General features: G+C 40.2%; 15 protein-coding genes and 2 pseudogenes. 11 read left to right on the top strand and 6 right to left on the bottom strand.

Features of this window, described 5'->3' with window-relative positions; genetic code table 11:
- The coding region (locus FHS57_RS31455; RefSeq protein WP_183980757.1) for an MFS transporter at positions 1 to 569 on the bottom strand (569 nt) is incomplete at its 3' end.
- Between the two features lie 94 nt (positions 570 to 663).
- Positions 664 to 1,425 carry a metalloregulator ArsR/SmtB family transcription factor gene (locus FHS57_RS31450; RefSeq protein WP_310587032.1) on the bottom strand — a complete coding sequence of 254 codons (762 nt, stop codon included), beginning with the start codon at positions 1,423 to 1,425 and terminating at the stop codon, positions 664 to 666.
- A 142-nt stretch (positions 1,426 to 1,567) separates the two neighbouring features.
- On the opposite strand from FHS57_RS31450, the gene FHS57_RS31445 reads away from it, so the two are divergent.
- The 5 genes and pseudogenes from FHS57_RS31445 to FHS57_RS31425 all read left to right on the top strand — a co-directional run.
- Complete coding sequence (locus FHS57_RS31445) at positions 1,568 to 2,215, top strand: recombinase family protein (protein WP_183980753.1); 648 nt, start codon at positions 1,568 to 1,570, stop codon at positions 2,213 to 2,215.
- Between the two features lie 344 nt (positions 2,216 to 2,559).
- Positions 2,560 to 3,708 (top strand): DUF3103 family protein, encoded by a 1,149-nt coding sequence (locus FHS57_RS31440; RefSeq protein ID WP_183980751.1) that lies wholly within the window; start codon positions 2,560 to 2,562, stop codon positions 3,706 to 3,708.
- Between the two features lie 142 nt (positions 3,709 to 3,850).
- Positions 3,851 to 4,339: a hypothetical protein gene (locus tag FHS57_RS31435; RefSeq protein WP_183980749.1), complete on the top strand. Its 489-nt coding sequence runs from the start codon at positions 3,851 to 3,853 to the stop codon at positions 4,337 to 4,339.
- An 83-nt stretch (positions 4,340 to 4,422) separates the two neighbouring features.
- A pseudogene (locus tag FHS57_RS31430) lies at positions 4,423 to 4,590 on the top strand (IS256 family transposase); the annotation flags it as partial.
- Between the two features lie 541 nt (positions 4,591 to 5,131).
- A pseudogene (locus FHS57_RS31425) lies at positions 5,132 to 5,299 on the top strand (IS1595 family transposase); the annotation flags it as partial.
- Positions 5,300 to 5,327: 28 nt separating this feature from the next.
- On the opposite strand, the gene FHS57_RS31420 reads toward FHS57_RS31425, so the two are convergent.
- Positions 5,328 to 5,600 (bottom strand): hypothetical protein, encoded by a 273-nt coding sequence (locus tag FHS57_RS31420; RefSeq protein WP_183980745.1) that lies wholly within the window; start codon positions 5,598 to 5,600, stop codon positions 5,328 to 5,330.
- A gap of 243 nt (positions 5,601 to 5,843) precedes the next feature.
- Here FHS57_RS31420 and FHS57_RS32035 point away from each other — a divergent pair, with 243 nt between their 5' ends.
- Entirely contained in the window at positions 5,844 to 5,975 is a 132-nt protein-coding gene (locus tag FHS57_RS32035) for a hypothetical protein (protein ID WP_262889972.1), read from the top strand.
- 216 nt (positions 5,976 to 6,191) lie between these two features.
- Positions 6,192 to 6,842 (top strand): recombinase family protein, encoded by a 651-nt coding sequence (locus FHS57_RS31415; RefSeq protein WP_183980743.1) that lies wholly within the window; start codon positions 6,192 to 6,194, stop codon positions 6,840 to 6,842.
- A 168-nt stretch (positions 6,843 to 7,010) separates the two neighbouring features.
- On the opposite strand, the gene FHS57_RS31410 is transcribed toward FHS57_RS31415, so the two are convergent.
- Both FHS57_RS31410 and FHS57_RS31405 read right to left on the bottom strand, forming a co-directional pair.
- Positions 7,011 to 7,328: a hypothetical protein gene (locus FHS57_RS31410; RefSeq protein ID WP_183980741.1), complete on the bottom strand. Its 318-nt coding sequence runs from the start codon at positions 7,326 to 7,328 to the stop codon at positions 7,011 to 7,013.
- Positions 7,329 to 7,805: 477 nt separating this feature from the next.
- The gene (locus tag FHS57_RS31405) at positions 7,806 to 8,000 is read right to left on the bottom strand and encodes a hypothetical protein (protein ID WP_183980739.1); all 195 of its coding nucleotides are present in this window, start codon (positions 7,998 to 8,000) and stop codon (positions 7,806 to 7,808) included.
- A 398-nt stretch (positions 8,001 to 8,398) separates the two neighbouring features.
- On the opposite strand from FHS57_RS31405, the gene FHS57_RS31400 reads away from it, so the two are divergent.
- The 4 genes from FHS57_RS31400 to FHS57_RS31385 all read left to right on the top strand — a co-directional run bounded on the left by FHS57_RS31400 (position 8,399) and on the right by FHS57_RS31385 (position 11,583).
- Positions 8,399 to 9,058, top strand: a complete 660-nt coding sequence (locus tag FHS57_RS31400) for a nucleotide-binding protein (RefSeq protein WP_183980737.1) — start codon at positions 8,399 to 8,401, stop codon at positions 9,056 to 9,058.
- 57 nt (positions 9,059 to 9,115) lie between these two features.
- Entirely contained in the window at positions 9,116 to 9,409 is a 294-nt protein-coding gene (locus FHS57_RS31395; protein WP_183980735.1) for a hypothetical protein, read from the top strand.
- Positions 9,406 to 10,323, top strand: coding sequence for a replication protein RepA (locus FHS57_RS31390; protein WP_183980733.1), 918 nt, complete (start codon positions 9,406 to 9,408; stop codon positions 10,321 to 10,323). Before FHS57_RS31395 ends, FHS57_RS31390 begins: the two co-directional genes overlap by 4 nt.
- Positions 10,324 to 10,620: 297 nt before the next feature.
- Positions 10,621 to 11,583: a DUF8464 domain-containing protein gene (locus FHS57_RS31385; protein ID WP_183980731.1), complete on the top strand. Its 963-nt coding sequence runs from the start codon at positions 10,621 to 10,623 to the stop codon at positions 11,581 to 11,583.
- A 776-nt stretch (positions 11,584 to 12,359) separates the two neighbouring features.
- Here FHS57_RS31385 and FHS57_RS31380 read toward each other — a convergent pair.
- The coding region (locus tag FHS57_RS31380; protein WP_183980729.1) for an MFS transporter at positions 12,360 to 13,208 on the bottom strand (849 nt) is incomplete at its 5' end.

Here is a 13,208-nt window from a genome sequence, read left to right as displayed (position 1 = left end):
ATACTTCCCACAAGGCCAATGACGGCAAACCCTGCCCCCATCAGGAAAGGATAGGGTCTGATACCATAGCGGGAAGCCAAATACCCGGTCCCAAAAGCGACCAGGGCAATCGACAAGTACCCGGCAGATTCATTGATGCCCATGGCCAGTCCCCGGTTCTTTTCGCCCACCAGGTCTATTTTCATCACCACAGTCGAAGACCAGCAGAGTCCCTGGTTAATGCCCAGCAGCACGTTGGCCAACACGATATAATTCCAACTGGGAGCAAACATGAGAATCAGGGGAACCGGCAGGCCAAAAAGCCAGCCGTACACCAGCAGATTCTTTCTCCCTACGCGGTTGGCCAAGGCCCCGGTGAAGTAATTGGTGAAGGCTTTGCTTACGCCAAAAACGACAATAAAAGATAGCAGGGCCGTGCGGGCCACCAGGCCAAACTCCTGCTCGGCCAGCTCGGGGAGCAGCGTTCGCTCCAGGCCAATGATTCCCCCAACAAAGCCATTGATGATTACCAGCAGGGTAAACTGGGGCCAGTTCTCCCGCAGCCCCAGGACGGTAGGAATTGTGGACATAACGGTAATTCTTTATAAGGTGGGAAGGAAAAAAGCATATCGCCTGATGTGGATAGTTATAGCGGTACAAAAGAATCTCCTCCTGGAATATAACTTAGGCCATGTGAAAGGGAAGGTTTCGGCTTTTCCAATCCGGGAATCCTTCTTCCAGGCGCCAAGCCTTAATGCCTTGTTTTTGCAGTTGTTCGACGGCTTCATCAGCAAACACACAGAAGGGACCCCGGCAGTACACAATCACCGGTTTGTCTTTGGGTAAAGCGGCAATCCGTTCCGAAAGGTGTTCCATGGGGACCGATAAGGCTTGGGGAATGTGCCCGGCCCGGTACTCTTTTTCGGGCCTTACATCCAGAACTACTACATTTTCCTGTCGGACTTTCTCGATTAGCTCGTCGATGGATATTGACTGGAAGGAGTTTTTCTGCTCCCGGAAGTCTTTTAGGGTCCGCTCGATCTGGGCAAAACGTTCTATTCCTAAGTCCCGAAGTGATTTCCATACCAGATAGACTTTTTCATCGGCTAACCGGTAATGCACATAATGGCCTTCTTTCTGAATGCTGACCAGTTGAGCTCCCTTCAAAGTCTGTAAATGCTGGGAAGCATTGGCTATGCTGACATCAAGTTGCGTAGCAATTTCTTCTACCGTGCGGCTCGACTGGGCCAACAGGTCAATGATTTGCAGCCGGTAGGGATTGGCTAAGGCTTTAGTAAGACCAACCAGTTCCGAATAGACTTTTTCTTTAAGCTCCTTTTTTTCCATGGGCTTCCAGATGAATGAATCAGATGAATGAATCAAAGGTAAAGGTTTATAATTATTCAATAGAATTATTGAATAATTATCTTCATTAAATTGGGTCACAAAAACGTGGGTTTTCCGGTACAGGAAAAATCGAGAGGCTAAAGCGTCAAAAATTAAAATTTACTTGTACCCGAAAGTTATATTCGATATCAATATACCCTATATTTGAAAAGACGGCATAAAGGGTACAAAATCGGGTATTATGAAAATTGGCTACGCAAGAGTATCAACGCAAGAGCAGATATTGGACCTTCAGCTGGATGCTTTGAAAAAGGCCGGGTGTGAAACGATTTTCACCGATAAGGTATCAGGCATAAAAGTTTATAAACCCGAGTTCGAGAAACTCTTGCTTTACGCCCGGGAAACAGACACCATTATTATCTGGAAGCTGGATCGTTTGGGTAGGTCTACCAAGCAACTCATTGAACTGGTAGAAATGCTTGGTAAGCGCGGAATTAATTTGATTTCCCTCAATGACCCGATTGACACCACTTCTCCCAGTGGCGTCTTAGTCTTTCAAATCTTTTGTGCCTTGGCCGAACACGAACGGAATCTGATTGTGCAGCGCACTAAAGCCGGATTACAATCGGCCAGGGCTCGGGGGAGAATGGGAGGACGGCCGCAAGGGTTAGCCGTAAAATATCAAAAGGTCGCCCCAGCGGTAAAAGACCTGTATGTAGCAGGACAAAAGTCCACTACCGAGATCATGCAATACTTTAACATTGGCTCCCGGAGAACACTTTACAAAGTATTACGATTTGCGGGAGTGGATGTCAAATCATTCCAGAAAGAGAAATCAAGGCCAGTTTCACCAATCCTAGAGCAGGTAGTTCCAGAGCAGGCACCTTAATTTATTAAAAGCCTTCTAACCTTTGGCTTCTGATCTATCTTACTTTTGGCCCGAATCGGGAGTTGCAGCCATCACGAAACATTCTACCAGCCTGCGATGCTGGCTTATGCTTAATTTACAACATTTTAGACCCATAGCAGCATACTAAACTTTCTCCTTATCTAGTACAGCTCCCAATTCATTAATAGTTATTCAAATTTAAATAGTCATGAAAAAAGACAAAAAAAATGTTTAGCTGCATATTTTTTGCAGTGAAATTTCAGAACATTGCATTGTTAATTAACAATAGTAGCTCTCTAAAAGCCTGCAAACAAGTAGGCACCATCCTAAAACCGAATCATAAAATGAAAACAACAGCAATTTTTAAAAACAAGTTATTTTTAGGTGCATTTCTAATATCACTAATTGCGTCAAGTATTGCATTAGTTAGCTGCGAAGACTCGCATAACCCGATGGCAAATAATACTGTGTCACATTTGTTGATACCAACTGATAAGACCATAAACAAAATTAATAAAACAACGACTTCTGTGCGAATATCATCCTCAGAAACAGAATTAGATTTATTAACTGTTAAATTCACAAAAGCTCTGGCTAAATCATTAAAGAATGAAGAAGTAAGAGGCTTTCTTAAGCTGGAGGCTCAGAAAAAATTTGATGGTGACTTTGATATCCTATTTTCAAAAAGTAAAGATTTAAGTTTGAGCAATAAAAAAATTACAGATATTCTTATAGAAAGTAGGGAAATTACTGCATCTGAACTCCAAGAATTGATGCGATTGAATTTTAAACTAAATATTGCTATTCCAATAAATATAGAAAAATGGGACACAAAAAATCAAGCACCATTGGTTACTTTTATCCCATCTGATTACGTTGAAAATGAAACGATAACTTTTTTAGGCTTTGATTTTAAAGGGGAGCAATATTTAATTGACGCAATTGAAGAACCGAATGTGCCAGTAATTGTTGTGGGAAGTAATGAGAGAATGGATTACAAAGTAAGTACTAATATAGGAAGAAACCTGCGCACATCTGGGAATTATGAAAGAGTTGAATGGATAAGATGCCCCAATTTAAGTAATATTGAAGGATGGGCTAATGGGGCGCCTGAGATTAGGTTTGATGGTGTAATTTATAATATTGGAGGTGCTTCGGCGATGCAAGCTTGCAGTAACATTGAGTATGTACCAAGCAGATCTCATGCAAAGGACGGGTACACCTTGGCCTCTTGGACTGCTACACAAAATTTATTCCGGTGGTATTTTGATACCTCTCATGGACCCAATTATTATATACAAACTTTTGAAGTAGACAATTCAGGTTCCACCCAAACGACTAACGTTAGTGTGACGTATCAAGGCGTTACCTCTACCATTGGTCTTACTTACAAGGAGGATGATAAAAAGATGAAAGGGGAGCTTATTAATTCCTCACATCCATCGCCGGCTACAATAGCTGACGGAAATATTGAATTTGTACTGGAAAACTGACAGTGACTAAGCAGGCGTTTAAAATTATATTTTCAGTGTAAACCTGGTTATATCAAACTGGGTTTACACTGAAAAAGACGCTGAGATTTTGATATATACATTAATTGTGTAGGATTTTGTTCAAAAATCAAAAAATAATGCCATGAATATTTTTAAAGTAGTGCTAATATTGACTGCTTGTACGTTCTTCTTCTCTTGTGATAGAGACAGAGAACGTATAAAAGCTGAAGAAGGAAAGTTGGAAGGTTCTTGGAAGTTTGTCTCCATGGAATATAAAGATTCAAAAGGGCAACCCGTGGTAATTACTCCACAGGAATCAGGCACACCACCATCTGTTGTACTAACATTGATTGGGGCTGATAGAACTGGTGTTTTAAGAATAGACGATACTTATCATAATTTCATTTACCTCTATGGTGGTGGAAAATGTGATTTCACTTTTGAGAAGAAAGGCACCCTTTCGGTAGAGGCTGTGGGTCTACCAGCCGAATCCATCGGTAAAGTATTTATTTATAATTATAATTTTACTACAGCTGATCATAACACGGTTATATTTAAAAGCGATAAAGAGTACCTTAAAACGAAAAATGAAATAATTACTAATGTTCAGTACACTTATACTAAATTATAGTGTCTATTATTAATGGATAAATATCTGGGATTGAGACTGTAAATTAAACTCTGGCTAAAGGTTTTTAACTTTACGACAGAACAATGGAAAAGACAGAGTTTGAACAGATGCGAGATAAAGCGCTAACCCAGTTGATGAATGGACAATCATTAACTGGAAAAGATGGGGTGTTTGCCCCCCTTTTCCAACAATTTTTAGAAAGTCCGCTAGAGTCAGAAATAAAGGCTCATCTTGGTGAACAGCAGCGAGAATAGGCAGGTAAAGGCAGCAAGCGTCTAGCTTTACTTAAATTGATATACTTGGCCGTTGAAAATATAAGCCGTAAATGGATATCTCCTTTACAAAACTAGGCACTTACGGAACAACAATTACATATTAAATTTGGAGATAGGATGCCAATGGATTTGTAATTTTTATCGGCTTTGTTGCATGGCTCCCTTTTCAAAGGAATTAGGTCGAAAAAAACTGTAAAAAGTGAACTTTTACATCTCTAAGCGACCAGTTTTCAACAGATTCTTGCCCTTGGATATTGTACAAAACATATTTAACGCGGTATTATAGCAATATAAAATGGCCATGCAACAAAGCCATTTTTATCTCTAATTATAAAACGCAAAAACAGTTTGTTATTGGTGTAGTCAAGGGTAGATAAACGACCTCGTTCCTCAGCCGCCCTTGACTACACCAATAACAAAACAAAAAAGCATTTGAAATCGAAAGAAAAAACTAAATTTTACCAAAAATAATCATTAGACAGGGTTTGTATTAGACTCCCCTGGAATTACCTCATACCACATCAACGGTATTGAGAACTTTTGAAACTAAGCCAAGCGCGTGCTACGAAAGCATAACGGCATACCAACAAAAAACTCCCTGATTTCCCTCAAAGGGTGTGAGTTCAGGTTCAATTATGGAGCCCCTAAACAGCAGATCAATACTTTGCTAATGTGGGTCAAATAATATATTATCTAGTACTTCCCCATGAAATTTATTTTTCTGTTATTTTACTGTTGGGAAGAGCCATAAATATTTTCAAGAAATCATCCCAATGCGAAGCATCATCAGGATAATAGTAACTACATCTAAAACGGGAAAATGCAATGGGAATACCAAATTCAGAACGTAATTGGTTGAGTAAGTAATACCAAGACCTTTCAGATATGCCAAGGCGTTGTGCCATTTGTTTAGGAGAACCTGTTGATTTTGTTTTTATTAAGCTATCAACTCGTTGTACTAAAGTGATATAATCATGAAATTGCATACTTAGGAAAAGTGAATTTTATAATAGATTTTAATATGACTGTTAGAAAAAAGTTTCAATCCTGTACGTAACGGATACTTAGTAGCGGCTTTGTTGCATAGATATTAAATGATTATAAAATACAACGCTAAATACAATTTGTACAATCTCGAAAGAGAAAAAACGCGAAAAGTAGGCTGTCCTAGCAAGTAAAAACTCTGATTTTGTATATGTGTTTGCGTTAAACTCGTTTAAATGCAGACCATGAAACAAGAAAAGCCCTTAGTAGCTAAAAACAAAGCTTCATTTTTAATAGATTATTGGCATAGTTCCACTGAAACAGCATTAACTGCTGTTGACTTAACTTTACCGAGAAGTAGGGTAGATGAAATATAAAAAAACACTAAAAACTAATTCTCAAATATATAAAGAATTAATTTTAAAATTTAAAAAAGTTATCAAATGGCATTTTAGCTTTAATTGTAAACTGTACTGATTTAAAGTATGTGATAAAAAAGCCACTTTTGGGACTCAGAAACGGGGGGGGATACAATTGTAATTGTACTGATTTAACCACTTGTTTATTTCGGTACGGTTTATTATTTTCGTTCTATGAACGAAGCCCGCCCCTCCCCCGTGAACGCGGTTATTTTCACCCGTGTATCAAAACGCTCTCAGGAGTACCAAAGGCAAATTGCCGACCTGACCGCTATTGCCGAAAAACGCGGGTGGAAGGTTGTTAAAATCATCACTGAAAAAATTACAGGAATTAAAGGTAACGCCGATCGAGAGGGCATCGAGCAGCTTTTACAGCTATGCGAGACAAAGCAAATTCAAAAGGTGCTTATAACGGAAGTATCACGTTTAGGCCGCCGCCCGTCTCAGACCCACCAAATTTTAGAGTATCTAACGGAAAAGAAAATTTCTATTTATATCCATCAGTACAGCATTGAGACGCTGTTACCAAATGGGAAGCTAAATCATGCTGTATCTATGATTTTTTCCGTTACGGCTGATATGGCACGTCAGGAGCGGGAAACAATGATTGACCGTATTGTTAGCGGGATGGAAGAAGCCAAGCGGCAAGGCAAGATATTTGGACGTAAGAAAGGCCGTTTCTATTCCGATGATGATTTAAAGGCCAAATACGCCAAACCATTGAAAGATTTACAGCAAGGTATCAGTATTCGCAAAGTGGCCAAGATATATGATTTATCAGCCGATACGGTGCAGCGCATTAAAAAACTTTTGCCAGTGGCATAGAATCTCCTGCCCTGTTTGAGCTTCGCAACCTTACGGCTTTTTGTCGTAAGGTTGCTATTGAGTCGCATAAGCGAAGCCAGCCGCACCGCGACCCATTGCGCCCCAGCTTCGCGGGTTGCAATAAGTCACTTTATCAGCGCACTTTATTTGGTTTATGTGTTATCAAATTTAGAATAGATAATGATTAAGGAGGTATTTTAAAAATTCACCAAGAATAAGCCAGCCTACGGTTTGGCCGTGCTTTTTTAATTTACCCAACCAGTCTTTTTGTACAGTTAAATTTTTATTGGGAACAAGCTGCTTTTGTCTTTTCTGTGTTTTCCGTTTCATCGGAGTAAGGCTTAATAAATGAAGCAAAACCCCTTTGCAAGGATAGTTCGTTATTTTCTTTCTAAAAAGGAAAGTAAGGTGTAAGGTTAATTTTGGATAAAAACTTAGCAAAAAATTCCATAGGGTATTTTTGAGTTTAAATTCAGGTTTTTTCATCGCTGGTATTGTTTTTTGTCACAATGATAAAAACTGGATAAAAAATCAGATGGGACAATTGGTCTAATAATACCGATTCATAAGTTCAATAAAAATGCTATTAATTGAGAGTTTTTATTGAAAAAGTACAAATTAAACAATAAAAAACGTAGGATATTCGTTATACAAGTTTTCTGAATCTCTATTAAAACAGTTTTGGCTGAGTCCCTGCTTGTATCGGTATCGGTTTAGATTCAGGTACTGCTATTTTCTCTGGAACATGTGTTCTGTCCTGAGCCGTTGAATCTTTTGTTTGAGTAATAATTTCACTGGCTGTCTTTATGAAGTCTTCATTTTTTGCACGAGGCGTTAACTTTCCTTCTCAGTCGCCCATAATATGCGCAAGAGTGGGTCAATGGCTATATTCTTCCAATGATAGACTATTGCCATGCACGACAACCCCAGGAATACTTAGAAGTGAAAATTGAAATAGGCCATTTAAACACAATGTGGGTCTAAATCCGTCACTGTTACGTGTAATTGTTGCTGATAATTAACGTACTGCTGATACATTTCATCGGCCAAGGCAATAATCATTGCACCCGAACCGCAAGCGGGATCATTGGCTGAGACAAAGCCTTTTTTTGCAATAATCTCATGCAAGCCTTCATTGGCTTGGAGTTTAGCCATCATTTGGCAAATAGGGTAAGGCGTAATGACCTCCCGGTACCTCCGACCCGTCACTGTGTAGCGTTAGTAATGTCGAATCCGCATAAGTTGGAGTGATTACCCAACCCTATCACCCGCTTATCAGCCACGCAATCAGTAGCACAAACCAAAGCTGTCAGGCCAGTGACTTTCAAGTGTTCTTATGCTGACTGCTTAAAATGCCAGCCCATTGTCTTTCTTCCCCATGTCAGAAAGCCAAAGCTCTTATAAATTCGGCTCATTTACAAGCAAATAAGAGAAAATGATAGTATATAAAATGATATAATAATTATATCATTTTATATATCAAATAATATTTCTTGTATGATATACAAAATGATATTACATTGCATAGAATAATTACCTCAATAATAAGGTTTTCAATGATATTTACGACAGGTGGAATTAAAGGCGGCAGTGGCAAGACAACCCTTGCAACTAACTTAGCTGTTTATTTAAGCAGTAAAGGCCGTGATGTCTTGTTTGTTGATGCTGATGACCAAGGGTCAGCGCATGAATTTTCTGTACAGCGCGAGGCTGCAATGGAAGGGAAAGCGGGTTTTACGCTTATACGATTATCGGACAAATCTGTGAGAACTGAGATTTTAAAATTGCTCGGTAAGTTTGATGATGTGGTTATAGATACTGGAGGTAGGGACACAGCCAGCCAAAGAGCGGCTCTTTCTATTTCCGATGTTTATTTAGTCCCCTTCTACCCACGTTCACTTGATGTTTGGACATTAGAGTCAGTGGAAAACCTGGTTGCAGAAATGCAAGTGGGAAACCCGAGGCTACATGCTTGTTCCTTCATTAATCGAGCTGACCCCAAAGGGGGGGATAACCGAGAAGTAAGCGAACTTTTAAAAGAATCCGAACATCTGACATATCTTGATACGCCGCTGATTAATCGAAAGGCATTTGCAAACGCGATTACTTACGGACTTGGAATCTTTGAATTAAAGCCTTCCGATGAAAAAGCTTCATCAGAATTTTTGGCATTATATAATGCTTTGTTTAATGTATTGAAAATCAAACCATATTGAAATGATATTATTTTTGATATTAAAAATAATATCAAAACTATATAAAGTATTATATTCATGGCTATTGCAAGAAAATCCAAAAAAATTGCCAAAGATGCAGAACCATCTGTCGATGAAAAAACAATTGACGCCTTGATAAGCAAAGGGGGATCATCGACAAAAGCGCAAAAGCTGGAGCAGTCCGACGATGATAGTTTGAAGGGGATTCTGGTACGGCTATACCAAAGTCATATCAGGGATATTGCAGGGATTTTAGAAAATCTCCCGAAACGCCAACGGCCATCTCGACACGCGTACATTGTACAGGCTATTGAAGAAAAGATACAGCGTGATAAAGGCAAGCAAAAATGAGGGAGAACGACGAAAAGAAACTGTCCCGCTATGCTGAAAGCCGTATGAGGCTTGTCATGAATAGTTTTAATACGCATCCAGATGACCGAGAGCATTTGTATATGCCTGTGGCATTAGCTCACGTCTATTTCCCGCGCCGAGATGTAAAATTAGACCCGACAGAAAGCTACATTCATAAAAGCGGAGATTTTCAGCTAAATATTAGCCAGCTGCCAGTACATAATCCGCATACAGGGAAAAATGAATTTATCGGTGTCCCATTTGGCCCGAAATCAAGGCTATTACTTGGTGTGATTAATGCTTTAGCCTTGCAGCAGGGCAGTAATAAAATTGATATTGATGCAGAATCTTTGCCAAAATTTTTGCAGAAAATCGGCTTAACCGATGGCGGGAATCAAATCAACCAAGCCAGGAACCAGTTAGCAAGGTTATCATCTGCCCTTATTTCTGTATCCTACCGAGAGGCAGACGGAAGTACTACGCATGGGCAAATGCCAATCGTCAAAGGGTTTGATTTATTCCCTCGTAGTCAGCCGAATCAGCTTCTTTTATGGAAACGAAACATCGTTTTGAGCTTGGACTATTGGGAAGAGTTACAAAAACATCCTTTGCCGCTCTCACTGGAACATTTACGGATTCTTTCAGGTAATGCCAGGGCGATAGATTTCTACACATTTTTAGCTTACCGTTTGCATAGCCTTAAAAAGCCATTGTTTTTAACATGGGCAACAATGAAAGAAATTTTTGGAGGAGATATTGGCCGAATGGCTGACTTCAAAGTGAAAATGAAGCATGATGCAAAGATAGTAAAACTGGCCTACTCAGAAGCGAAATTTTCGTTTGATGATAAAGGGTGGACATTTGAACGAAGCTTAGCACCAATTCAAAAAAAACTAAAACTCCTCTTACCGTAACTTGGTCATGATATTTTATAAATAGATAAAACTTACACTGTGGATAAACCTGTGAATCACCCCAATATTAGAGTTTATCCACCGTAACTTGGTCACCAACCCTGTACTTATCCACCGTAACTTGGTCACACAATTACCGTAACTTGGTCACACAATCTAATAATATTACTATTAAAAAATTTTCAATTAGTAGTGGACTGTTTTTGTTGATAAATTACAAAAAATAAACCATAATGAATAATTGCTGTTGAAAAGAAAAAGATGTTTTTTATTTTAATCTATAGACTTAATTTATTTATGAACAGTGAGCAGGCTAAAAAACTTTCGTTGCCGTTGCTACTGGAGAAGCTGGGGCATAAACCCGTCAACGAGAAAAAAAACGGATATGAACTTTGGTATCTTTCTCCATTTCGAGATGAAATTGAGCCCTCATTTCACACCTCGTTTTTGAATGGAAAATGGATTTGGAACGATTTTGGTGATACAGGCGGCACTATCATTGATTTTGTGATGCGCTGTCAAAATTATTCCAGTGTTACCCAAGCATTGGCCTATCTGGATACAATGTTTCAAGGAAATCAGGTTTCTAAGACTCAATCCCCAAATCTTTTTTCTTTTCATCAGCAAAACCACCGCGAAGCGGTCGAAAATTTTTCTGCTGACCGCAAGTTAGAATTGGTCGAAGCGCACCCTATCAAAAACCCTGTCATTTTTGCTTATTTGGTTCGTGAGCGCGGAATTCCCGCCCCCCTTGCCGAGCAGTATTTGCTGGAAGTAAAATATAAAAATCTGGCTGTGGGAAAAGAGTTTTTTGGCTTTGGAATGCTGAATGAATCAGGCGGCTATGAAGTACGCGTTGCTTTGGCTGGCAACAAATTCAAATCCGCGATTAATGCCCGTGATATTTCGGTGATTCGGGGGAGTGATTCCTCAAAAAATGAAGTGTCTATTTTTGAGGGCATGACCGATTTTCTTTCTTGGCTTGTCATGCAGGGAAAAAACCAGTTGCAGGGCGATGCCCTCATTATGCACTCGCTCACCTCCCACGCGCGTGCAGTAGCGTATCTTCGCAGTCAGCCCTATGCGGCTATCAAAACCTATTTGGATAACAACGTATCAGGGCAACAAGGCACCGAAAAATTAAAAACTGTCTTCGGGTCAATGCTCGTTTCATGCAGCGAAATCTTTGCGCCTCACGCGGATTTAAACGATGCGTTGCTATCCACTCGAAAATCGCAGCATTCCCGCAGAGCGTCGTAACTTGGTCATGACTCCTACCAAGATATGGTAGATTTGCCTGATAAAACAACGTGTATTTTGTCTCACTCACCAACACAAAGTAGTATTTCCGCTATTTACTAGTTGGAACTACCGATTGGGGTCAAAGTGAGGGTGATATTCGACATGTTTTATTGTCTCAAAATCAGCCATTTTTTTTGCAAATTTTCTTTTTTGCATACAAGGTTTTGTATTGTAGCTTGTATCATTTTTGACAGTGATGGATTGACTCCTTAAAGGAGATTGGAGAAGATAAAAGGAGATTATGGGAGATTAATAAGAAAGCGAAGCGTTAGCAAGCCATGACTTTGTCAGGACAAAGTATTTGGTTTTACGCAAGCTAACCAGTATAATTTTTTAAAGTCCTTCACAAAGGGCCTTTTTATTAAAAGCAAAGGAGAAAAGGGAATGGTATATATTAGGGGTAGTTAACACATTCAGGGTATATCCGCCACGTTAGGCTCATAACTGACTAAAAATTAACTAGTTATAAAGATTTGACTACCTATAATTGGAACCGTTTGGCCGTTTGAGCCAAATGGCTTAGAAAAGGGCTTACTTCCACTTCTAAAAGCTGCATTGGTTGCAACTCCCGATTCGGGCCAAAAGTAAGATAGACAGATTAAGCACCATTACTTATCCTAATCCTGCTGGTTCTTTGGCTGCGGGTGCATACTTGGCCTCCATTAAAGAAACGGGGCGAATGTTCTACGATATTGAGTTAACTATTTGTAATGTAGTGTTTTACGTTCAAAATTTCACTTTTCTTTTATAAAATCCTTTTTTGCCCCATTGCTTCCAGATAACGGTAAACCGTTGACTGGCCTACACCAATGATCCTGGCGATTTCTTCGGCGGTTGGTGAGGTTCTTCTTTTGGCAGGCCATGCGGAATTGGATTATCAGAGCCGAAAAGATGGTAAGACCTCCGACCACCAGTATGGACGGATAAATACCTACCCAGTCAGCCAGTATGCCGGTCAGTAAGGCCCCGATGGCATACCCTAAATCCCGCCAGAAACGGAATACGCCCATACTGGCAGCTCTTTGTTCCGGATGGGTATCCGAAGCAATGGCGGCCAGAAATGTAGGATACACTACCGCAGTTCCCAGTCCCAATAAGGCGGAGATGGTCATAAAATGCCAAAAGGCTATCGCCCAGGGGAAAAGCACAATGGCTACTCCCTGCAGGAACATGCCGTAGAACAGCAACCGCTTTTTACAATACTTGTCGGCCAAGGCTCCGGTAAAGAGTTGTCCTACGCCCCATACGGCCGGGTAGGTCGCTACAATTATCCCGATTTGCTCCAGGGAAAAACCCTTCAGCGACAACAGTACCGGCAAGAGTCCCCAGACCATTCCGTCATTTAAATTATTGACCAGTCCGGCCTGGGTAACGGCTCCCAGATTGGAGTGAGCGAAAGTAGTATCCCAAAACACATTCGAAAGCTTTTGCTGCCCGCTACGGCCCGTTTCCAGTTTTACATGGGATGCCGTGTCCTTGACCAGAAAGATACTTCCCACAAGGCCAATGACGGCAAACCCTGCCCCCATCAGGAAAGGATAGGGTCTGATACCATAGCGGGAAGCCAAATACCCGGTCCCAAA

The organism is Runella defluvii (assembly GCF_014195535.1).
In the GTDB taxonomy this organism is placed as follows: domain Bacteria; phylum Bacteroidota; class Bacteroidia; order Cytophagales; family Spirosomataceae; genus Runella; species Runella defluvii.
Note: the sequence above shows the minus strand (reverse complement) of the source record. Positions and strands in the feature narration are given on the sequence as shown.